The following is a 23,588-nucleotide window of genomic DNA, read 5'->3' as shown; positions in this document are numbered from 1 at the left end:
TCCCTAAGTTACAAAAAACATAGTCAAGTCTAATAAATTTACAGATGTCATTACTATGGCTGGTTTTTTGTATCTTATACATCACAATATTGGTGAGATATTTACAGCATATTGCTTTGTTTGTGATCACAAAGACATGATGAACCAGCCCTGAGCGTTAGCGTCGCGTTTAGTAGATAAGCTACAGGTTCATAGATTTAGACAGACTAACACAGATAAATTTGTAATTTATTTAGATGAAAAATGTTAGATTAATCTTTATTTTTTGTTCAAAGTAAATTTATATAACCCTTGTCATCTGTATGGGGTTTTGACACTCCCTACGCCTAAAAGCGGGTCTAGTATTAGTGAGGTTTTTTGCTTTTGAGAACGAAAAAAGTAATACCCTATTCAACGCCTTAGTAGGAAAAGCTTTCTGGGGGGAACTGTAAGGGTAAAAAATAGAAGACTAACGCAAAGAGCGAAATATAACCCTTCCTGGGGTTTCTTCTTGATTAATGCTCGCATATACCCGCAGACAAGTTAACACTTCCCCAGGAACACCGCCACAGTTGAGTTGGAGGTCATCTTTAGAGAAAGAACAGACATCGGCATAAAGTCCAGATAACTGCCGAATCCGCACATCATAACCCATATTCACCGCCGTTTGAGCCTTTTTTTTTAAAATCCGTCGTGATTCTTGCTGTAAATTACCCCACCAGGAATAACGCTCTGCGGGTGGGACAAATACTAAGGAGTGTATGGCCTCATCTATATCTATCCAGGCACGCAGACTTAACAACTCATCAGAATTTGACTCGGCTTGTTGCAAACGCTGCCAGCGATCGCTTAAAGTATTTATATATTGAGTGCGTTGTTCTGGCTGGGAGTGCAAGGGCATAATATCAAAGGTAAACACAGTCTTTAAAGCATGATGTAAGTCTGGGTCTATTTCAGTAAATCTCAGGAACAGCTGCACAAAGCCAGCGATACAGTATAAATTACCATATTGGTCAGTTGGATTAACTCCCGTATTTAATAAGGCTTTCTCAGATAAAGATAACCCCGGCGCTGTTACACTCCCCTTCAGTCCGGGATAAATTATTTGATCACGGCTAAAAGGAAGTTCAGCAACGTGTAAATTATCTGGTAGTGCGCCTACTTGTTCAGCTAAATCTAAGACGCGCGATCGCCAAGCTGTGGCGATATTTTCCGGAACTCGCAGCAGTTGGCGGTGAATTTCGTTCCATAGGTCAGCATCGGTTTGGCTTTGTAGTTCAGCAGTACCTAAATATAACTTTAGTTCGGCATCAGCATTAAAAACCGACCGCAGATGAGTCAATTTTAACTCAGTTGGGAGCAATATCATGGCGATCGCATCTTCTGGGGGAGAATCTGTCCGTGGTTGCAATAACCCGGAGATTTCCCGTAATAACTCCTCACATATTTGAGTACCGGGGTCGAGGGGAAATTCTGAGATAGCTTGAGTTAAAGTCGCCTCTAGTCCACGTAAACTACATTTAAGTAATTTAGCCAACTCTGACCCTTGTATTGCTAATAACTGGCGTAATTGCTGCATGAGTATTAATACTAAAACTGATGATAGCGTTTCAAACCCCACCCCAACCCTCTGGTTATCAAGCAGAGGGAGCAAGAGGTGAAATATTATCAAACTCAGATGCTCCCGTCAAAGTACCTACTCAACCGAGGAAGTTTAATGTACACCACAAAAAGGGTCGCGTTCCTTATCCACTTCGTTAGGTTGTAGTTCTAATTCGGCCTGATAAACACATCCTGGCTGTTTAAGACATTCTTGACTAGTGGAGGTCCAATAGGGAACCTCCCCTGCGTGTATTCTCAGAAAACCTTTGTTATCTAGAGTCACGTAATATTTACAAGGGTAATTGGTGGCGACATCTGGTTTACTTAATGCACCGATGCGGATCCATTTTTTGGTGTTAGTGGTGGTATCTGTTTGATAAATATAAAATGTGTGCTGACGGCTTTGGGGAAAGGGAGGTAAAGGGTGACTGACTAAACCGGTTTGTGACTGCTGTTCCCCATGATGGACATAGTGAAATTCTCGCAAAAATTGACTATTATCTTTTCCTGCTTCAAAAACTAAATGATAGGCGTTGGGCTGGTCAACAGTTGCTGACTCAATCACATTGACTGCAATATCACCATCATTTAAGTTGTGCTTGGGACTTTCTAAGGCAATATTCCACTTTAACTTACCATCAGCAAATAGGGCTGCTGTTTCGGAAGCTGCTAATAGTGCAGCACCCACATCAATACCAGGAAGGTCAATTAAATAATGGGGGTTCCCTTGACAAAGTAAAACCCTAAATTCTAGAGTCTGGTCAATTTCAAATTGAACTTTGATTTTTTTAAGAAACTCAGTTTCTGACATTCCTAGTTTTTGCATCAGGTTTTTACCGTCAAAGCTCCCCCACAGTCGTAAGTCTCCCTCCTCGTAGTCTTGGCGGTAAATAATATTAATTAATTGTGTCCCTTGCCATTCTGTGCGTACTTTGGCGGCTGTTTCTGTGGGACTGATTTGATAAAGTTCCTGTCCAGCTTTGAATATGGTTAAAAGTTCGTTGCTTTGGGTTTTGCGTTTGAAGTTACAAGGTAGATAATAAAAGAGATTTTTCACGTCTATTTCTAACTGATTTGCTCCTTTGCGCAACAATTCCTTAGACTCTTCGGGGTCAAATCTCAGTCGGCGGAGTTTCTCAGCGTAGCAAGCACCGGCGGAAGTAGCGAGTTTTGTAAATTCCAAGACAAAGGTAATTCTTTCTGGGTTCCAGACGAAGTAAGGGGATTTACTAAATTCTTCGTAGATGTAGCGCTGTACTAATTCCAGGTTGCAAGTTTTACCAGATAAAATCAACCAGTCAACTTTATGAGTATTCCAAGCATCTATATTTTGCCCATGGAAACCCAGGCGACTTTCCATGAGTCCTTTAGCGATACCAATTCCCTCCTTAATAGTGGAAGCGGCGGCGCGTTCAAATTGTTCGCTGTCGATGATAACGCCAATATTATCAGTGGTTCTGACTTGAAATTTAATTCCACTTTGAGTGAGAAGTTCACAAATGTGAGTTTCGGAAATAGTGAAAGTTAAAAGATGATGCTCTGATTTTTGCCCCAGTTTGAGTTTAGCTGATTCAGCATGCTCCCAGAGAGTATAAAAGGTTTGTAGCCGCTGGGGTACTTGTTGCCATCTCGTGGGTAATACTTTCTCGGCAGTATCTAGGGAATCTTTATAAGCAGCATCACCATCAGGGTTTTCTTTATCTATACATTTTAATAAACTGCCACTTTTAAATTTTCCTTCTTCAATAAAACGTTCATTTAATTCTGTGTTAATTAAATCTTCTAGCTTTTCGCTTTCGATGTCCCCTGTAGTTATTGCCGTTAACAAAAAGTCTGCGATCGCTACTTTTAATAACCTAAATATTCGCAGGGTAATTAATTCACCGCCCAACTGTAAATGCCCTGATGAGCCTAACAGTTTGGGAGTAAGTTTATAGTAACGTCCTCCTAATCCTCTATCTTCATAGTCTGCAAAGGTTGGGGTATTATCATCTAAAGTCAATTCAATCAAAGCTAAGTCTGTGGTTCCCCCCCCGATATCCAAGACGAGGACATTTTGCGACCATTTGTTTTCGACTTGACGACAACGGGTTTTAAATGATTCAATGCCAATATTGAGATTACCACCAAATTCTCGCCATAAAAAGAAGATTGCCACTGAAACAGCCTCATCATAGGCGGTTTGGACATCATCAATACCCAACTGTTCCACTAATTCTTTAACTTCCTTACGGACTAATGGGGGGGCGACAGTAGGGTAAGTTACAACAGCTGTAACGAAATCTCCATCAGAAAACTTGCGCCTAGCGCGTTGGCGGTAATCTTCGGTTAAATCGATTAAATGAGCCCAAGCTGCTTGGATAAGTTGGTTAACATGAATTATTTCTTGCTGAGTATTTAAAATCACTGGGAAAGTGCGATCTTGTCCAAAGTAGCGCTTGGGTGAGTGGTGAAATCTGCTGATAATTTCTTTTAAAGAGACGCTGCTACCTTGGGCGATGGCTTTTTTTCTATTATCCCTGGCTTCTCTACCCATGCGTAGTTGTAAATCTGTCAAGGTAAAGATTTCCAATTCGCTGGGTATTTCTGTATCACGGCGATTAATATCTAAGACGACGGGGATTAAGTTTTGCGATTCTAAAGTAGGTACACGAAAAACTTCATGGTATATTTGGTAAAGTTTTTTGCTAGCGGCCCGCCGGAATTTCTCGCTGTTACCTAGACATAACTCTATTTGGCGAATTGCTTCTAAGAATCGCTCTTTTTGGTCAGTTTCAAAAACTGATGCTAGATTATAGGGTTCCATTTCTAGGTTTTTGCTCACATCAGCAATAAATTTCTCCCAGTCATGGGGGTTGACATCGGGTAAAGCTACCGATGGGGGGGAACTCAACCACTCGGCCATGCGATGGCGTAACCTGATTTCTTGTTCCCTGGGTAAAATTTCGGCGATGGGAACCTCAATGGGATCAAAGAGTGTGACTGTAGAGTTGGATGTACCAAAATCCAATGCTAACCATCCGGGAAATCTTTTTTTTGGTTGGTTTTCAATATAGGGACTGGTTTCTATGGGGATGGTCACGGCTTCGGCCTCAATGATTTCTTCATCATCCATTAATGGTGACCAGAGATAACATGAAGCTTCAGTTTCCCGGGGTTCAGAAAGTACGGGATCTCCTAAAGCGTCAGAATCGAAATACTCAACACTTACGGACAAAGTACAATTAATTGGTTCTCGAAAAGGGCGAGTTAACTTACAAGGATATTGCTCTAATTGCCCGATTTGGGAAATTTTAGGAGTTACAGAATCAAATGGTTTATATGCTTTTTTAATTTGTAATGCTAATTCCTCCGGCGTACCGGTGACAATGCAATTAATTCTAGCAATGTGAGGGACATTATCCCCTGCTGCTAGCAGTTGGATGGTGGGTAGTTCCAAATATTCTTTTTCTTTAATATGCACTTGAAAATTAGGTGCGAGCCGAATCTCTACAGGCATTTATTTCTCCTGAAATTAATAATAAATTGCCAATTAAAATCTAGTATCTGTGGTTAAAGTTACCGAAAATGTACCGAACTAACTAGAAATATCGAAAATAGTAAACAATTAAGGCTTTGAACCCTAAACAATCAAGAATTTTTTGTAACTAGAAAATTATCCTCTTGATAAGAAATTGTGGCAACTTCTGCGAGAATCTGCAACCAATGGGGAATATTAACTTTAGCTGGGGAGCTTTCTGCCGCAATATATCTGAGTAAAGCCTCTTTTTTAGAAATATTTTGCATGCTGGGAATAATTTGATCTAAAATACCTTCTAGTTCAGCATTTATCTGCTGATTGACTTGGCTGACATATTGCACCAGATGCAGGCTAGCAGTTGTAATGATTTCATCTCGTAGTCGCAATACAAAAAGTTGGTGATTACCTGTTCTGGGTAAGTCTGGACTTTTTTCAGGAGACCAGTCAAAGATTTGACCAATATTGTGTTTTTCATCTCTACGGGCTAAGGGGAATATGATTTGGGGTGAAATTGATTGTTCTTTGCTATTAATTTCGGCGATAATTGCTTCTAGCCAGTGATTAGGGTCACATCCTAACAGCAACTTGTAAAAAATATCGGCTTCTTCTATACCAAATTCTGTTTCAATATCTTGTTCCATTTCTGGATTGAGATTAGTCTGCAAATAATCCCGCTGTGGGGCTATCTGCTGGGATAATTTATTTAATAAGTCGGCTAATGCTTGATGAATGCGCTCTCGGGCAAATTCTTCTAATTCCTTGACAGTTTTCACAAAAGCTGCATAAAAATCTTCACTCTTTGTAGGTAGGCTGCTATTAACTCTATTACCTCTGTCAAATAGTTTACCCGCTGCCCCTTTAAATTCCGCAATGGTGATATTACCATTGTTGGCTTTGTTAAATAGTAATGTCCACTCGTTCCAGTTGAGTATTTTAAATGTGAGTTCGTCTTTAACTACATCACTGACAATATTTCCCCACCGGTCTTTGAGTGGTTCTTTACCTAAATCTTTCTGGAAGTTGCGATAGGTTTTATCTAAACTTTCAATAGCAGACCGCAACTCAATGAGGTTGTGAGTATCGGATGTGGGAATACCTTGCTCGTGGATTTCGGTAATAATATTATTGAGGTATTCTTGTTGTAGCATTAAATTATCAGCAGCCCTATGGGTATCTTCATACAGCTGTTTTACTCCGTGATTGGCTACATGATTTTGAATTAATTCGCGTAGTTTGGCAATACCACCATCTTGGGCGAAGTAACTCAGTTGTCTACCTAAATGGCTCCGCGGATCAGATTCTAGCAGACGTGTGCTTAATAGTTGCCATTTTTGTTGCGATCGCCTAGACCGTTCCAGATAATCTGGATAATCTAAGTTAGTGAGAAATTCCGGTGAACCTGCTTTAACTTTACTAGAACGTTTTGCCAACTCAGCCAGTCCTAGTAGTGGGGATAACAAAACCATCCGTTCTTGTTCAATGATGAATGCACTAGCAGCATCAAGGGTTGTTTGCAGAACTTTCAATTTACTTAAAACATCGTCTTCTTTTACAGGTTCAGTATCTGTGATGAATTGGTCAAGTTCTCTTTCATGACCTTGACTATCTAAAGGTAACTGATCAAAACGACCCACCCCCACCAAAATTAAATCTTTGAGGTCTTGTCCTGGGCGTTGCTGCTGCATCATAGTAAAGATTTTATTGGCGCGATCGCTACCAGGGGTTTTCCCATTTAAAAGGATTAAAATTGTCTGTACTTCTGCTAGTTCCCGCAGTGATAAAAAGGTATCCCTAGCTCCAGAATTAGCAGCACCTAACCCAGGGAAGTCTAAGAGAATAAATTGGGAAGCACCGCTAAAATCCCAGATTTCCCGTGATATTTTCACTTCAATGTTGACACGGTGGATGAGTGAGAAGCTGTTATGTAATAATTTAGTTGTGAGGTTCTGGGGTGGGCTGGGTAATCGAATATGAGATGAGGGTAAGTCCTCAAACCGAAGAGTTTGGATAGCTAATGGCTGTTCAGGTAGCTGTAGCCCTTCACGGGCGATGTTACCATCAATTTGATAGTGGATACCACACATTGCTTGGCCATATGCTTGATAAGTGCGAAGGAATAATACCAACTCTCGTAATAAATAACGTAATTCTAAATTTTTGCTACTGTTCCATGCTTCTTCGCACCAGTTAATAATATCTTTGCCAGTCTTTAATGTTGACAGGGGTATAGGCGGTAGTCCAGATGCAGCACTGCGGCGACTTGCTTCCTGCAACATGAATTGCAGGCACTCATTCACCCCTTGATGAGAAAGATACTCTACCGTATAATTATTAGCCTGAGTAGTGACAAAGCCTGATTGTGGTACAATATGGATGGCTGTGACATTACCTGTAGTTGGGTTCTCACTAATTGGCAAAGCGTCAGCATATCCAATCAAGCTACCTAAAAGCAAAGTTTTACCGCTGCTGAATTCTCCCATGACCCCAATTCTAACTGGAGATGTGGCAAGTTCTACAGTTTTCTGTGCAGCTTCTCGGAGGCGCACAAGACAATCATCTAGCCTAGTGGGTATCCAATCTTCTTGTTTAGAAGGGTATTGGGGTACTGAGTCTAGTTTTTCCAAGATAAATTGTCCGTATGCTTTAAAACAATCTAATTGTTCCATTTCCATAGAAATTCTTTCCATGTCGCATCAATTTCTGTGAGCTTTATAACATAAAACAATCTAAATGGCAGATATTGATAAAAGTTATCATCATATTTTTCCTGAGTACCAGATTATTTAATACTGTGCATGGATTAATTCTACTGAGTTAAACAATTCTTAACCGGATGCTTATTTAAACAGTTAAAAATAAAAAAAATATCAGCAGAATAAATATTATTGAGGGAATATTCACAACTATGAAATTACTGACTTCTATGAACGAATATCTATCGCAGGTGTTCCATGAGATTTGCGCCCATGATGTTTATACTCTCAGCGGCTGTTTTATATTACACAATATGAGTTGTAGTAAGAATTAAACAAGTCCTTCCGGGTGATGTCTGGGTAAGGATGAGCCAAAAGTTACGGTTATTGTAGTGGGGGGGGAGTGTCTACGCAGCCACATTGACAGTATATTTCATCATATTTCATCTTCTTGTGGGGTATGCCAATAGGGGACAGGATACTGGCGTCAGAAGAATTTTACCATTTATACATTTATATATTACGTTTTTACCTACAATTTGCTGTATCATATTCAGATGTATGCTTGGATAAGTTAGAGGGTGCTATATATATTTCTTCTGTCGGCAGTTAATAGATTGATAGTTGAATGGGTGTAAAAGGATGATGTATGAAGATTATAACGCAGTTGATGCGGTAAATGAACTATTGAGGAAAATTAGAATTAAAGAAAGTCAATTAAGACTTGCTAAAACATCTAATCTGCTGTATACATCTGAAGTATTACAAAATCAAATATTAGAGTTACGGAAAGAATTATCCGATTCAGAGAACCCGGAAATTACAGCATTAATGAGTTTATTGGATGATTAAATGTTACAATCATGAATTCCAATAATATGCTAGAACAAAAACTGAGGCGTTGGGATGATGTGATCGCCAATCATCCCCATGAGCCTCAAGCCTATGTACAGAGGGGTATGGTTCATTTTCAGCTAGTAAATATTAATGCTTCTATTGCTGATTTTGACATAGCAGAAAAACTTGATCCCCGGTTAACACCATATTTGTGGCAAAGGGGACTAGCATATTATTATGCTGGTAGATTTGCAGAAGGCGCTAAACAGTTTGAGACAGATTTAACTGTGAATTTTCAAGATGTGGAAGAAACGGTTTGGCGCTATCTTTGTACTGCTGAAGCTGATGGTGTCACCGCGGCGCGTGAGTGTTTATTAGAAGTAAAAAATGACCCGCGATTGGTGATGCGGCGGGTATATGATTTGTATGCGGGGCGCTGTTCTCCCAATGTTTTAATTCAATTGGGTAAAAACGCAGATAAGCGTACTAAATTTTACAGTTATCTCTATGTGGGATTATATTTTCAGGCGGAAAAGCAACTGGAGTTAGCACAGCAATATATTAATCAAGCGGTTAGTAACAAGATTGATGATTATATGTGGTATCTAGCTTGTGTACATCAGAAGTTGCGATAAACACAGGATGACGTGAGTGATTGCAACTAGAGTGAGGGGAATTGTTGCTCTTGACTGGATTTGTAAAGATATTTATATTACTCTATACAAAAATTGATTGATTCCTGGCGATCGCATTAGCAATTGTTATGCAACTTATAAAAGTTTATAGCGATCGCTGGCGCTGCAAAACAATGTATAATTATTGCAGCCATATCAGAATCAAATATGAATAATCAAAGCAAATCAGTTGCAGGCACTGGTTAATTAATGGCATCTTAATATTCAAATTAACCAACGGTGTGATGACTATGACACTTGACAAAGATGATTAAAATCTTGCATCTTGCGGATATCCACATGGGGAGCGGTTTCTCCCATGGGCGCATGAATCCAGACACAGGACTAAATACACGGTTAGAGGATTTTGTCAAGACTTTATCCGGATGTATTGACCGGGCGCTACAAGACCCGGTAGATCTAGTCTTATTTGGCGGTGATGCGTTCCCGGATGCTACCCCACCGCCATATGTACAAGAAGCCTTTGCAAGTCAGTTTCGCCGCCTGGTTGATGCAGATATTCCTACAGTGCTGTTGGTGGGGAACCATGACCAACATTCTCAAGGAACCGGAGGCGCAAGTTTAAATATTTATCGCACTTTAGGGGTGCGGGGGTTTTTGGTGGGTGATACTTTAACCACTCACTGTATTAATACCCCTAGTGGTAAGGTGCAGGTGATTACTTTACCTTGGCTGACTCGTTCTACGTTGATGACCCGTCAGGAAACTAAAAATGCTTCTTTGGCTGAGGTAAACGAAATGTTAACACAACGTCTACAAGTGGTTTTGGAGGGAGAAATTCGCCGCCTTGACCCTGATGTTCCTACTGTGCTTTTGGCTCATTTGATGGCTGATAATGCTACTTTGGGCGCTGAACGCCTTTTAGCGGTGGGGAAGGGTTTTACTTTACCCCTATCTTTACTGACGCGACCTTGTTTTGATTACGTGGCTTTAGGACATGTTCACTGTCACCAGAATTTAAATAAGTCTAATAACCCACCTGTCATTTATCCGGGAAGTATTGAACGGGTCGATTTTAGTGAGGAAAAAGAAGATAAGGGCTATGTAATTATAGAGTTGGAGCGGGGAAGAGCTAATTGGGAATTTTGCCCTTTACCTGTGCGGAGTTTCCGCACTATTGAGGTGGATATATCACAAGCAGATGATCCTCAAGCTGCTTTAATCAAGGCGATCGCTAAATATAATATTGAAGATGCTGTGGTGCGGTTAATTTATCAAATCCGCTCGGAACAGATGGATGTCATTGATACTGCGGCTATTCATGGAGCTTTAAGTTTAGCTCACAATTACACAATTAAAGCAGAATTAGTCAGCCAATTGGCGCGTCCGAGAATTCCAGAATTAACCGCTAGTAGCAGTATTGACCCCAGGTCGGCCTTGCAAACTTACCTAAATAATCGTGAAGATTTAAAGGATATTGCTGCATCTATGTTGGAAGCAGCAGAAAATTTACTCGCTGATGATGTGGTAGTCTTTTAATGCTGGGGCGATCGCTGTGTGCTTTAATGATGAGAAAAGAGTGCTTGAATAATTGTGCTAGAGGAAGCCTTACCAAAATCAACCATATCTCAACAGCGCCTAGCACCTCAGCGTTGGCAAATTTATCGCCAGCAACCAGAATGCGCCGCTAGTCTGGCGGGGGTAACTAATGTTGCACCTATTATCGCCCAAATACTAATTAATCGTGGCATTACTACCCCAGAAGCAGCACAAGGGTTCTTAAATCCTGAGTCCTTAAATTTACCTTCGCCTTTAGAAGAATTTCCTGACTTGGCGATTAGTTTGGATTTATTGCAGCAAGCGATCGCATCCCATGGTAAAATATCCATCTGTGGTGACTATGATGCCGATGGTATGACTAGCACGGCTTTACTGTTGCGTAGTCTGCGGAGTTTTGGGGCTGATGTGAATTACGCCATCCCTAGTCGGATGCGTGATGGTTATGGGATTAATCAACGCATTGTTGAAGAGTTTCACGATGAAGGTATAAACCTAATTCTGACTGTGGATAATGGGATTTCCGCTTATGAACCCATAGCCAGAGCCAGAGAACTTGGTATGAATGTGATTGTCACCGACCACCACGACATCCCCCCCAAATTACCTCCAGCTAACGCCATCCTGAACCCCAAACTAATTGCAGAGTCTTCACCTTATCGGGGTGTGGCGGGTGTGGGTGTTGCTTATATTTTAGCAGTATCTCTAGGGCAACGGTTGGGAGCGATTAAAGGCTTAGTGCAGCCCATGTTGGCTTTATTTACCCTAGGTACAATCGCTGATTTAGCACCTTTAATAGGTGTAAATCGTCGCTGGGTAAAACGTGGATTAAAACATTTACCTCAGTCTAATTTACCAGGGATTAAAGCCCTAATTCAGGTGGCTGGTTTGCAGGTCAGGGAAGAGGGACAAGGGGAACTATTCCCAGGGGGAAATACTTCTTCTAAATCTTTAAAACCAGAAGATATCGGCTTTCGCTTGGGACCACGAATTAATGCTATTGGTCGTATTGGTGACCCTCAGACGGTGATTTCATTACTAACTACCGATGATATGACGGTAGCCTTAGAATGTGCGCAGCAGTGTGAGCTAACTAACACTAGTCGTCAGCAGATGTGCGAGGTAATTGAACAACAAGCGATCGCTTATGTAGAGGAGTGGTTTGTTTCTACTCTCCCAAAATACCGGGTATTAGTGGTTGTACAACCTGATTGGCATCATGGTGTAATTGGTATTGTCGCCTCTCGCTTGGTGGAGCGCTACGGTGTGCCTGTGTTTATTGGCACTTATGAAGCTGGTGGACATATTCGCGGTTCCGCTCGTGGTATTCCTGAGTTTAACGTGTTTGAAGCGTTACAATATTGTCAGGGTTTACTGGGTAAGTTTGGCGGACATAAGGCAGCCGGGGGTTTTTCTTTGGCAGCAGATAATTTAGACTTATTGCGATCACGATTATCTGAGTTTGCTAATCACTGTCTAGAACTACACCACCTCAAGCCACTAGTTAAAATTGATGCTGAAGTTGACCTGAGTCAAATCAATCAGCAGCTCTACCAAGAACTAAATGCTCTTCATCCTTGTGGGATGGAAAACCCAGACCCCTTATTCTCGACAGGGAATGTACAAGTGATTTCCCAGCAAATTGTTGGTAAAGGTCACATTAAATTAACACTCAGTCAAACTATTAATCATCAAGAGTATAAAATCAAAGCGATCGCCTGGAGGTGGGGAGACTACTTCCCCCTACCGCCACGATTAGATATTGCCTACAAGTTACGAGAAAATTACTTTAATGGTACTACTACCATTGAGTTGGAGTTAGTCGGTGTCAGACCATCGTCAGCTTAGGATGAGCTCAACCAAGGTATGAAAAGCTTATCCAAGCTGTCTTTCAGCCTCTGGTGGTCATGATTTCGGAGTTATAAGTTTCAAAACTGATAACTCCGGATATCACAGTCCTACAGGTCGCCGTTGCGAAATGCCAGTACAAAGATTACCACCGGACCAGCAATGAGGATTAGTCCTACAGAAACTAACTGGAAGATAACTTCCCAATTGATACTGCTCAAAGCGTCAAACATTTTTCCCTGATCCCCTTAACTTTTGAAAAACACAGTCACTCAATTGCAAAACTCGCAATTTATCATATCTGGCTTGGGGCTGTTACATTTAATTTACTTAACAAAACTATAGGAAAGTCCATAAAATGGCAAACTGGCAATGTGTGAAACAATGTGGCGCCTGCTGTAATCTTGAACCCGCAGATCGTCCAGATTTAGAGGAGTATCTTACACCGGCAGAATTAGAGCTATACCTGAGTATGGTGGGCGAGGGGGGATGGTGCGTTAACTTTGACCATGACAGCCGAGAATGCAGTATATATGCCAATCGTCCCCGTTTTTGCCGTGTAGAGGCAGATATATTTGAGGATATGTATGGAATTGAACCCGAAGAACTCAATGATTTTGCTATTGACTGCTGTCGTGAGCAAATAGAGGGAGTCTATGGCGATCGCAGTTTGGAAATTATCCGGTTTAATCAAGCCGTGGGATTCTGAATTTATGTCACTTTCTGCAATGGCCTTGCAATTTATCAAGATCATCTGAGAAGATGAGAGAATTATGAAAGACCTTCAGAAAACTACCGCCCGTGAAACTTGACTCTGTACCGATAAATTCTGTCACTGCTGAGACTGACAACCAGCCAGAAATCAAAGACAGGGATTCATCTGACCTAACTGTAGTTACAGATAGTCCCAAACAGCAGGAGTCGGTGGTGGCAACTTTTGCTACTACCTTCCTGACTATATTTTTGGCAGAAATTGGAGATAAAACCCAGCTATCCACCTTATTAATGAGTGCAGAATCTCATGCGCCCTGGGTAGTTTTTATTGGTGCTGGAGTAGCCCTAATTACTACTAGTCTATTAGGCGTGCTTTTAGGGGGTTGGATTGCTAATCGCCTCAGTCCCAAAGTCGTAGAAAAATCAGCCGGGATGATGTTATTGCTGATTTCTGTCATGCTGTTTTGGGATGTATTTCATAATTAACTAACTCACCCCCCCACTCTCTAACTATCCACAAACTTATGGACTGGCATCTTTTAGGACTGAGCTTTATTACTGTATTTCTCTCAGAATTAGGTGATAAAAGTCAATTAGCTGCGATCGCACTTTCTGGGCGTTCCCAATCTCGGCAAGCGGTATTTTTTGGTACTGCTGGCGCGCTATTGCTCACCAGCTTTTTGGGAGCAATAGCCGGGGGCGCTGTGGCGGAATTATTACCGACGCGCTTATTAAAGGCGATCGCGGCTGTAGGGTTTGCAGTTCTGGCTGCGCGTTTGCTATTGTTTAGCGAAGCCTCAACCGATGCTGAATAAGGCAATTTCAGATTACACAGAACCTACTAAACTTGCTGTTGCCAGTAGCCCTTTAAAAGTGCTCCTGCAGCTAATACTTTGAGCATTTCTAGGAAAAAATAACCACCGTGTAGTAAATTCATTTCCCCTGGAATTGTGGCGGTTGTGGCAAACAAGTTGAGATTAACACCCACAGCGCACATTTGCGGAGTCAAGAAATAGGTATCCACTAAGGTGACAGCAAGTAACATGACCGCAAATACAATCACCCTAGGATTCCAGCGCGATTTGGCTTGACTCAAAGCCAGTACGCCAGTTAATACTACAGCAGCCGATAATAATTCCATGCGATTAAAGTTCCAAAAAATCGCATAACCTGCTGTGGCAAAGTCTGTTTGACTCATCATACCAGAAAGGTAGAGGCTAGGCATGATTACCCAGTCTAGAACTAGACTAGAACTCAACCAAAAGCCCAAAGCCAAGATGATAGCCGTTTCCCAAGTTGGGCGCTTGAATTCAACTGTAGATATGGTATTCATAAAAAATAATAATTGCTGTCCTTCTATTTTCAGAGTTTAACTGAAAAAGTAGTTCTCACTACAGTTATAAATTATCTGTTACAAATAGCTTGATAACTTCAAAAAGTAATGATTTTTATCTTTTTGTCGTATTAATAAATAATATGAATTTTTGTTAATACAACAAAAATTCAATTGTTTATTAGTTTCTCCCCGTAACCTACACTCAAGTCGGGGAAAATACCCGCAGCTTAATTTACCGTAATGGATCAAACTAAGTTGCCTTCCTATGTAAGATATAATTACATAATTCGCAAAATCCTTCTCCTTCAGCAGACTGGGTAATATAACTAGGTTGATGTTCTAGCTGGTGTGCATATTGCATGACATTGGCTACACCCACGGAAATAGGAAACTGACTTTGATTGAATAAACTTTGATCATTGGGACTATCACCAACAGTGACCACTTGCTTGGGTGAAATTTCAGGTAAGTATACTTGCAAAACTTGCAATAATCCTATAGCTTTATCTTGTTCTTGAGGTTTAATGTGACACTGCACAGTACTATAAGTAAATCCCCAGCCCCTTTGTTGACAAAGATTACCCAGTCTTTGTAATTCCTCTGGAGTCAAAGCCCCGATGTTAAAAGTCCAATCTGTGACCCGGAAACGATTGTCCGCTGATTCCTCAATTTGAGGAAAGATTGTTTTTAAGAACTCAAAAGTGACAGCTAAACTGTGGCGATGGGCTTTTAAGTCCTGAATGGCTGTTAAGGTTACTGGTTCCTCCTTCCCAGATGGATAAAATAAACCACCGTTTTCGGCGATCGCACCGATAACAGGCATCAAGTGGCTTACTCCACTCATCCATCCTGCGGAACGCCCAGTCACAATTAATACTTTTACGTCCGCAGATGCTAGCTTTTCTAAAGCTTGCAGTATTGTAGTGGAAAATTTGCCTCCTTGAGTGAGAGTACCATCCATATCTGTGGCAACAAGGGCAATATTAGTGAATGAAGCCTCAGACAGTGGTTTGAGCCGACTATACATAGTGCGTTTTCCATCAGCGGTAAAAAATAACTATCATACAGCTGATGGAAACCAAATTAATGCTTGTCACTGTTAATTACTGTTTGAGAATCACGAGCTAAAAGACCATCTTCCATTTCCACAATGCGATCGGCTATATCTAAGATGCGGTTATCATGAGTCACTAGCAAGATAGAAGTTCCTTGTTCTTTAGCCAGACCCTGCATGATTTCCACCACATCCCGTCCTGATTGTTTGTCTAAAGCCGCCGTTGGTTCGTCTGCTAGCACCAATGGAGGATTATTGACAAGAGCCCGGGCGATCGCTATTCTTTGTTTTTGTCCTCCAGAAAGGCTCTCTGGGTAGTAACTCACTTTGTCCTTTAAACCCACTGCACTCAGCATAGCTTCTGACTTAGAAATTGCCTCATGGGGAGTGACATGATCACTCAATTCCACCGCCATCTGTACATTTTGTCTAGCACTTAAGAAACCCAACAAATTGTGAGCTTGAAAAATATAACCGATATTACGGCGAATTTTTACTAGTTGATTTTGACTAGCGCCAGACATTTCTACATCTAAAAACTTGAGGCTTCCCTGTTGTACAGACCGCAAACCACCAATCAAGCTTAGTAAGGTTGTTTTACCTGAACCTGATGGACCAGTCATAATCACAATTTCCCCCGGGTAAATCTCTAGGTTAATGTCGAATAAAATTTGTTTCCTGAGCGCGCCTTTGCCATAGTAGTGATTGAGATTTTTTATAGCAATTACAGGTTCTTGTCTCATATTTAGGTGGGTGAGTAGGTGTTAGGATTTCCGTCTCAGAACTGTAGTGCCTGTAAATACTGAATATATATCAAGTACCAATTATAAATCGAAATTCTGCATCTAGATCGAGAATTTCGATTTATTTTGAAATTAAAAGATGTCTGCTGGATCAGCAGAACGTAATTTACGTACAGCGATCGCACCAGAGATAAAACACATAAGTATAGTTAAAATTAACACAGTTATTGCCCGACTATAACTCATAAAGATGGGTAGTAGTGTAGCTTCTCTAGCCCTAGAGTAGAGGAACATAGCAAAAATCCATCCTGGAGCATATCCTAAACAAGCTAATAAAAATGCTTCTTGGAGTATGACCATCAACAAGTATTTCTGTGTATAACCTATTGCCTTTAAAGTTGCATATTCTGACAAATGATCGGAAACCTCAGTATAAAGGATTTGATAAACAATTACAGTACCGACAATGAAGCCCATTATCGTACCTAAACTGAATATAAATCCAATAGCAGTACTAGTTGCCCAGTAATTGCGCTCAAAATCAATAAACTCTTGTTTCGTTAAGACATTAACATCTTGAGGTAAATGATTACGCAATTGTTGAGCGACAACATTAGGATTTTGTCCTGCTCTTAATCTAATCAGACCAATATCAATCAATCCTCTTTGGCGGTTTCTAAATATCCGCAGAAAATTAACATCACTGGTAATTAAATTACCATCTGCCCCAAAAGATGTACCTAAAGTAAATAATCCACCTACTTTAACTCGTCTTCTTTGTACTTCGGCGATTAAAGTATTTCCTCCCTTGAATTGGGAAGCAATGGGGCCATATTCCTCCCGCGAAGAACGGTCAAATAAAACTACATCAGGCTGTTTCAATTGCTCCAAGTGACTTTGAACACCAGGTAAATCAAACAGATTAGATTCTGGATTCATGCCAAATATGAGAATACTCCGAGGACGACCTGTAATAGGATTCCTCCAGGTTGTATAATCCAAATATATCGGATGCACCGACTCTACCGCTTGTAATTCTAAGGCTTTATACAATCTCCTTTGAGAAAATTGTTCCATGGCTAATAAAGCATTAGATTGTTGGTTAATTAAAACAATGTCCCCATTTAAGCTACTATGTAACCGCACATTACTATAATAGAGAGCATCCCGGAAACCAATTTGCATAAACATCAAAATATCAGCAAAGGCAATTCCTGCCAAAGCGACAGCTAGGCGACTTTTGTCTCTGGTCAGTTGCAGCCAAGACAGGGGTATTTTACGAGCCATTATGCTTAATTAAGAAAGCTGTTCAAGGAATTAGGGATGGCAAGATTCCAGCAAAAACCTGAAATCTTTGATAGGTTAAATTCTTCTTTTCGCATTGGTGTTAATGCTCAATCAGAACTGATTCCTTTATTAATTTGGGTAATTACTTTAGCATTGGTAAAACCAGAAACTCGCTCACTATGTTCTGGAGTCAGGGAAATTCTCACTTCCACAACTCTAGCGTCTACATCTGCTACCGGGTCTGTACTCAAGATGTCTTTTTTGCCGATTTTTCTGCCAATTTCTGTGACAGTTCCTTTTAATTCCCCAATAAATGCTCCATTTTCGCTGGTGATACTAGCAGTTTGACCTATCCGCACTTGAGCAATACTGTCTTCTGAGACCTCAGCAACAACAGTCATCTCATTAGTTTCTCCTATCTCAGCAATACCATTGGCGCTGATAGCTTCTCCTGATTTTGTATGCACTGCTAAAATCTCTCCAGCAATGGGCGCTTGAACATAACTTAATTTCAGTTCTGCTTCTGCTCTTTTGAGATTAGCCAGAGCATTACTAACTTGAGCTTCTCCCCTTTGAACATCAGTAGGGCCGAATTCTTGAATTCTCCTGAGTCTGGCTTTTTGTTCGTCAATTTGACTTTGCAAAGCCATGATGGTTTTATCGCGGTTGACTTTGGCTTCCACCAGCTGCTGTTGCAAGGTGGTGATAGTTTTTACCTGGTTGGCTCTGGCCTCAGCCAGTTGTTGTCGTAAAGTCGCCTCTACCTGTCGCAGGGTAGCTTGGGTTTCAATAACTTGCTGATTGGAAGTTACCGCAGCCAATGTTCTTCTATCCCTCTCCTGCTGGGAAATAGCACCTTCACGGTATAACATCTCATATCTGGAAGCATCAACCGCAGCATTGCGCTGTTCAGCTTGAATGCGTTGGATACTTGCTCTTAAACTGTCTTGTTGTCCTCTCAGTTCAGCTTCTAGACGATTCACTGTTGCTTGTAGAGCCAGTTTTTCTCCACTCAACTGGGCTGCTATGCGAGCAATCATCGCTTGTTGAGCATCGCTTTCTCCGTTTAACTCAGCTTGTAAACGAGCAATCACTGCTGTTTGAGCTTCCAGATCTCTGGGGGAGCCAACTCTGACTTGGGCTAAATTAGCCCGCGCTTCTTGCAGTCTGGCTTTTGCTTCCTCCACTGCTGCTAGTTGGGTGTCATGGTTGTCTAAAATTGCCACCATTTGACCTTTTCTTACCCGCTCACCTTCTCTCACAAAGATCTGCCGCACCCGTGAGGAAGATTGCAATCCAGCTGCAGGCGCAGAGAGTTTTAAAACCTGTCCTTTTGGTTCTAAACGCCCCACAGCGCTAATGCTGTTAGTCATTGGCTTGATGGGTACAGAGGAGCCTAGTTTTTTTAGCTGCTCCACTTTAGCTGTAGTTAGTAGCCCAGCAGCGATGAGAATTGGTAAGGCTACAGCAATACCCCACCAAATCTTAGGTTGTTCCGATTCCAGTAGCAGCTCTGTTGAGCTTGGCTTCTCAGTCACCCTTGACATGGTTGTTGCCTGTTTGTTGAATTGTGCTTATAGAAATAAAAAAACCGAATCAGCGGTTGCTATACCTGAAGATGCGTGAGACTTTACCTATGTTTTGTTTCTCGGTTTCTATGCATTACACTCTTTTTTCAAATTGGGATGACAGCCCATTTCATGTGCATGAGCTACCCAGGGTAGGGAAGATGCCTAATCGAAAATATTGATGGTATTAAGATGTGTAGTTCATTTACTTCCAGCCTTTTTCAGGCTAATGAAATACACACCAATTTGTTCCGGTGTTCCCTGAAACTAAAAAACTTTGTACCTCACGACCATGGGAAATGCTATCAACAAAAATAAAAGTGCTGTAAATTCAATCCCATAGTTTTTACTCACTAGCACGCTGATAATTGCTAAAAATCTCCTATCTGATGCACCCTCAACCCTAGATATGTCTAACATGATGCAGTGTTATTGCAAGTTACATCTGCCAACTCTCAGGATGATTGCAGCCTGGTATAAATTTATTAAATGAAATTCGCCATCGCCTATTTACCCGGAAAATATCCCTATTTTTTGGCTTTTTCGCCCCTATACTCACAGTTTATCAAAGAAATTTTCTGCTAACAAAGTGAGCATTTTTTAATACCAATTCTCTGTGAATTTTTGGGAATAAGCGATGATTATTGCCAGCCATTGCCCTTGATTCCACCATAAACACCAATACCACAGGCTCACAAACCAAGGCTATATATACAGGTTAATTAGGCACACCTTGATTCAAAAATGTTAGTCAATGATCTGCTACCAAGATATATCAAAAACACAATTCCTAACATTACGGTTTCCTTAAATTTTCTTTCAACTAATTAGTAGGTTTTTTACCTGTTCCTTGATATGGCGAATATTTCTAGACTTTGCTACTTTTGTCTAACTCCATTCAAGTTTCTTTGCATAAATTCTACATTCATCAGTTATGAGAAAAGGTAACGGAACCTACAGATGGGGAGATTAACAACACTTGACATAGTATCTCCCCTCTGCTACAATAACTATTCTTGTAAGTCAAATAAGACTGTGGTCATATAATTTTCGGCCCAGTCTGAACCAAAGGCTTTTTCTAGTACCCGGCGGGTTTTATCGTTTTGTTGCTGTTGGGTGCAGTATTCCCGTTGTCCTGCTAGGATTTGCAGTGATTTTTCTGGTGAAACTGGACTGGAATCTATGGCTTGGGTACAATGAATCTCTAAAAGGTCTTGGACACGAGACAGAAACATTTTCTCTTCTCCTGGGGAAACAGGACGAACAAAAATGCAAAATTCCGAGAATATATGACCCCACTCGGGTAATTGACGGGGTTGGGAAAACTTCACATCTGTGAGTGCTGTTAGTTTGGTATTGTATGATTCTGGTAACTTACCTTTTAAGTCTACGGGAGATAGGTCTGCGATCGCCGCACTAATTTGACCTCGACCCCCAACTAAGTCACAACCAAACATTGGTAAGTCATATTCTGGACGGGGAAACATTACACAATGCAAAATATCTAGCATAGTTCCCACCCTTGCTAGTTCTAAGTGCATTTTGCGGAATTGAGTTGTTTGATAACAGCGATTTTCTATGATTAGTTTTTCGCCTTCTAATCTACCTTCTACATAACCCAGTTCAGCAGGTAATTGGTAAGGTGATAGTTCTAAGTGTTTATGCCAAACAGCCTCAATACAATCCGCTAGTTGATGAATTAAGGGATGTTGTTGTTCTCGCAGCGAAGTAGTAGGAGTAAATGACATTTTTTTTGAGCAAATTCAATCCTAGGGTTAATTGTCAGTCTACCTTCTGCTGTCACACTTGGGTTCTGGGAATTTGAGCCAGTATTTTTTGGTTTCTCCCCCAGACGCACCAGTCCAGGGAGGCACAAAATTTTAATTTAGCAGCGGTTAATGCCAGAAATCAGTAACTTCGTATCCCAAATCTTCTAGCATCTGCCGCAGCAGAGGTAAACTCAGTCCAATGACATTGCTGTGACAACCGGCGATTTTTTCCACGAATAAACTACCAAACCCCTCCAGGGCGAAAGCCCCCGCACACCTGAGAGGTTCTCCTGTAGCGACATAGGCTTGAATTGTGCGATCGCTCATTTTAGCGAAATATACTCTTGTTACCTGACACCTAACTAAAGTCCGATGTTGGTAGAGGTCAATTAACACATGACCAGTATACAGGTCGCCGAATTTACCTTGCATTAATTGCCAACGGGCCATAGCTTCAGCATCATCGGCTGGCTTACCATAAATTTTACCATCCACAGCCAAAACCGAATCACAACCCATAATCAAAGCTGATTCAAACTGTGGAACTACAGTTTCCGCCTTGCGTTGTGCGAGAAGTTGGACTAATTCTGCTGGTTCATTGACTTGAATTTGCGACTCATCAAAATCACTAGGTCTAACTATCACTTTCATCCCAACAGTTTGCAGCAAGCGGTGGCGGGCTTGGGAAGCTGAAGCGAGTACAAATTGAGGTGTTGTCATAAGACTTTTGCTAAAATATGGCAGTCAAAACCACAGAAACTAAAAGAAATGCTGGCGGGGAGCATGACTTGCGTGTATTACAGCTCCCCATACTATAGTCAGTTGTATTTAGTCCAGGGGAGAAATTACCTTGTTAATACACCGAGAAAGAATTTACAACATTTGCCATCAAGCCTTTAACCCTCTGCCAACGCCTTTCGGGAATTGATGCATTAAAGGTAAACAATTTACCACGGCTGACAGCAACACTGGCGACATTATGTCTGTCTTCCAGATTAGGAAGTTTTACCTCATACTCTAGAATATAGTATGTTTTCCCATTAGATTCTCGTTGCAAAGCGTTGACTAATTCCGCCGAACGACCAGACTCTGGGGGAGCAAGAACCGCTTTTCCTAATTTGTATCCTATTTCTGTGGGTGTTCCCAGTTCTGTCAAATCTTGATCATCAGGAACCGGGCTAATAACTACAGAAACATTTTCAGATATTTCTATCAAATCGTGGAACACTACATCAGGGCCATTGTCAACTTTAACTTGTAACCAGCCATTAGGGTATAAAAACTCATAACCATCATAAGAGTCTACAAAACTTTTCAGTCCGGCTGCGGCAGCTACACCAGGATTACTGAGGCTGATACTCAAAACTAATAGCAAAATAAATACAATTCTTTTCCACATTTGTTAAGATTCCTGTAGTCGGGGGAAAAAATCAGACAAGCCTGATTTCTGGTTTTTATCTTTGTCAGGGCGTTTGGGGGAGCTATGAGACTCACACCTTAATCTTTAACTCAGTTTAGGATACATGGAGGCACTCATGCTAATTTTACGGCTCGTGATGACTAAAGACCCTGGGGTTAACTCCAGGGGTTAAAATTCCGGGAAAACAGCCCAATATGAACTAATAAATCTATAATTAGTGTTTATATAGCCTTTTTCAGGCTCTTGAAGTACACACCAATTCCCTGTTCCCTCAAACTAAAAAAAATGTACCTCACGATCATGGGAAATGCTATAGTGAGAATTTTAAGATTGGAAGCTAATAGCTGATAGATCACGATGGATCTTGAAAATTGCTACAATTTCTTGGGTTTAAAGTCAGGAGCCTCTTTGGCTGACATCAAAGCGTCTTACAGACGATTGGCACAGCAATATCATCCCGATGTTAATCCCAATGACATCAAAACTAAAGATAAGTTTATTGCCTTAACAGAAGCTTACAAGTTCCTCTTAACGGTAGTTCCTGCTGAGGATATCTCCCCACCGTCAAGTAATTCTTCTGAGTCCGGGCGTAATCATATCAAATCCAGACCTGCCCAAAAACCGCCCACCACAAGCGTTAGATTAGAAAAGCCCCCAAGAGCAAAGCCGCCTAATATTGCCGAAATAGAACAGCGCCTGAAGTGGAAGACTTATGAACAGCTGCAACGATTTCTCAAGGAAAAAAGATTTTCCCAAGCGATCGCCCTAGTGGAAGCTTTAGCAGCACGGTTACCCACAGATAAAGAAGTTCGCCAATGGCAAGCCGTCGCTTATCAAATCTGGGGACGGGTTTTAATCTCCCAAAATCAATTGTTAAAAGCGAGAATTTATCTCAAAAAAGCTCTGAATACAGATCATAATAATCAGACTCTCTGGCGGGAAGTCCAACAAGACTTCCAAAAATTAGAGCAGCTTTGTTTTTAATCCCCTATGTGGATTTATGGCAGATAATTCAGTAATTACACT

20 protein-coding genes are annotated in these 23,588 nt (G+C 41.1%); 8 read left to right on the top strand and 12 right to left on the bottom strand.

What is annotated here, in order from left to right:
- Positions 1-448: 448 nt before the first annotated feature.
- From NWP22_RS00485 to NWP22_RS00475, 3 genes are all read right to left on the bottom strand, one after another.
- The gene (locus tag NWP22_RS00485; protein WP_271731175.1) at positions 449-1,558 is read right to left on the bottom strand and encodes a hypothetical protein; all 1,110 of its coding nucleotides are present in this window, start codon (positions 1,556-1,558) and stop codon (positions 449-451) included.
- 135 nt (positions 1,559-1,693) lie between these two features.
- A complete protein-coding gene (locus NWP22_RS00480) occupies positions 1,694-5,080 on the bottom strand; it encodes an acetate and sugar kinases/Hsc70/actin family protein (protein WP_271731141.1) in 3,387 nt (1,128 codons plus the stop codon).
- A 131-nt stretch (positions 5,081-5,211) separates the two neighbouring features.
- Positions 5,212-7,773 (bottom strand): P-loop NTPase family protein, encoded by a 2,562-nt coding sequence (locus NWP22_RS00475; RefSeq protein WP_271731177.1) that lies wholly within the window; start codon positions 7,771-7,773, stop codon positions 5,212-5,214.
- A gap of 663 nt (positions 7,774-8,436) precedes the next feature.
- On the opposite strand from NWP22_RS00475, the gene NWP22_RS00470 reads away from it, so the two are divergent.
- The 4 genes from NWP22_RS00470 (at position 8,437) to recJ (ending at position 12,671) form a co-directional block, all read left to right on the top strand.
- Positions 8,437-8,646, top strand: a complete 210-nt coding sequence (locus NWP22_RS00470) for a hypothetical protein (protein ID WP_271731142.1) — start codon at positions 8,437-8,439, stop codon at positions 8,644-8,646.
- 11 nt (positions 8,647-8,657) lie between these two features.
- Positions 8,658-9,266 carry a tetratricopeptide repeat protein gene (locus tag NWP22_RS00465; protein ID WP_271731143.1) on the top strand — a complete coding sequence of 203 codons (609 nt, stop codon included), beginning with the start codon at positions 8,658-8,660 and terminating at the stop codon, positions 9,264-9,266.
- Positions 9,267-9,572: 306 nt separating this feature from the next.
- Positions 9,573-10,805, top strand: a complete 1,233-nt coding sequence (locus NWP22_RS00460; RefSeq protein ID WP_271731145.1) for an exonuclease SbcCD subunit D — start codon at positions 9,573-9,575, stop codon at positions 10,803-10,805.
- 54 nt (positions 10,806-10,859) lie between these two features.
- Complete coding sequence (gene recJ / locus NWP22_RS00455; protein WP_280801390.1) at positions 10,860-12,671, top strand: single-stranded-DNA-specific exonuclease RecJ; 1,812 nt, start codon at positions 10,860-10,862, stop codon at positions 12,669-12,671.
- Positions 12,672-12,781: 110 nt separating this feature from the next.
- Here the strand turns inward: recJ and psb30 are convergent, their stop codons facing one another.
- Entirely contained in the window at positions 12,782-12,904 is a 123-nt protein-coding gene (gene psb30, locus NWP22_RS00450; protein ID WP_200987685.1) for a photosystem II reaction center protein Ycf12/Psb30, read from the bottom strand.
- A gap of 125 nt (positions 12,905-13,029) precedes the next feature.
- On the opposite strand from psb30, the gene NWP22_RS00445 reads away from it, so the two are divergent.
- The 3 genes from NWP22_RS00445 (at position 13,030) to NWP22_RS00435 (ending at position 14,200) form a co-directional block, all read left to right on the top strand.
- Positions 13,030-13,380, top strand: a complete 351-nt coding sequence (locus tag NWP22_RS00445) for a YkgJ family cysteine cluster protein (protein WP_271731147.1) — start codon at positions 13,030-13,032, stop codon at positions 13,378-13,380.
- 92 nt (positions 13,381-13,472) lie between these two features.
- Positions 13,473-13,871, top strand: a complete 399-nt coding sequence (locus NWP22_RS00440) for a TMEM165/GDT1 family protein (protein WP_271731148.1) — start codon at positions 13,473-13,475, stop codon at positions 13,869-13,871.
- 38 nt (positions 13,872-13,909) lie between these two features.
- Entirely contained in the window at positions 13,910-14,200 is a 291-nt protein-coding gene (locus tag NWP22_RS00435) for a TMEM165/GDT1 family protein (RefSeq protein WP_271731149.1), read from the top strand.
- A gap of 26 nt (positions 14,201-14,226) precedes the next feature.
- On the opposite strand, the gene NWP22_RS00430 is transcribed toward NWP22_RS00435, so the two are convergent.
- The 8 genes from NWP22_RS00430 to psbP all read right to left on the bottom strand — a co-directional run bounded on the left by NWP22_RS00430 (position 14,227) and on the right by psbP (position 22,541).
- Positions 14,227-14,718 (bottom strand): hypothetical protein, encoded by a 492-nt coding sequence (locus tag NWP22_RS00430; protein WP_271731150.1) that lies wholly within the window; start codon positions 14,716-14,718, stop codon positions 14,227-14,229.
- A 253-nt stretch (positions 14,719-14,971) separates the two neighbouring features.
- Positions 14,972-15,748, bottom strand: a complete 777-nt coding sequence (locus NWP22_RS00425; protein WP_280801389.1) for an HAD family hydrolase — start codon at positions 15,746-15,748, stop codon at positions 14,972-14,974.
- Positions 15,749-15,804: 56 nt separating this feature from the next.
- Positions 15,805-16,518 carry a DevA family ABC transporter ATP-binding protein gene (locus tag NWP22_RS00420; RefSeq protein ID WP_271731153.1) on the bottom strand — a complete coding sequence of 238 codons (714 nt, stop codon included), beginning with the start codon at positions 16,516-16,518 and terminating at the stop codon, positions 15,805-15,807.
- Between the two features lie 132 nt (positions 16,519-16,650).
- On the bottom strand, positions 16,651-17,805 hold the full coding sequence (gene devC / locus NWP22_RS00415; RefSeq protein ID WP_271731154.1) for an ABC transporter permease DevC: 1,155 nt from the start codon (positions 17,803-17,805) through the stop codon (positions 16,651-16,653).
- 107 nt (positions 17,806-17,912) lie between these two features.
- Positions 17,913-19,352, bottom strand: a complete 1,440-nt coding sequence (locus NWP22_RS00410; RefSeq protein WP_271731155.1) for an HlyD family efflux transporter periplasmic adaptor subunit — start codon at positions 19,350-19,352, stop codon at positions 17,913-17,915.
- Between the two features lie 1,031 nt (positions 19,353-20,383).
- On the bottom strand, positions 20,384-21,121 hold the full coding sequence (locus NWP22_RS00405; RefSeq protein ID WP_271731156.1) for a phycocyanobilin:ferredoxin oxidoreductase: 738 nt from the start codon (positions 21,119-21,121) through the stop codon (positions 20,384-20,386).
- Positions 21,122-21,268: 147 nt separating this feature from the next.
- Positions 21,269-21,862: a Maf family protein gene (locus NWP22_RS00400; RefSeq protein WP_271731157.1), complete on the bottom strand. Its 594-nt coding sequence runs from the start codon at positions 21,860-21,862 to the stop codon at positions 21,269-21,271.
- Between the two features lie 133 nt (positions 21,863-21,995).
- Positions 21,996-22,541 (bottom strand): photosystem II reaction center PsbP, encoded by a 546-nt coding sequence (gene psbP / locus NWP22_RS00395; RefSeq protein WP_271731158.1) that lies wholly within the window; start codon positions 22,539-22,541, stop codon positions 21,996-21,998.
- A 378-nt stretch (positions 22,542-22,919) separates the two neighbouring features.
- Here psbP and NWP22_RS00390 point away from each other — a divergent pair, with 378 nt between their 5' ends.
- Positions 22,920-23,546 carry a J domain-containing protein gene (locus NWP22_RS00390; RefSeq protein ID WP_271731160.1) on the top strand — a complete coding sequence of 209 codons (627 nt, stop codon included), beginning with the start codon at positions 22,920-22,922 and terminating at the stop codon, positions 23,544-23,546.
- The last annotated feature ends 42 nt before the right edge of the window (positions 23,547-23,588 follow it).

Source organism: Anabaenopsis tanganyikae CS-531 (assembly GCF_029891675.1).
Taxonomy (GTDB): domain Bacteria; phylum Cyanobacteriota; class Cyanobacteriia; order Cyanobacteriales; family Nostocaceae; genus Anabaenopsis; species Anabaenopsis arnoldii.
Note: the sequence above shows the minus strand (reverse complement) of the source record. Positions and strands in the feature narration are given on the sequence as shown.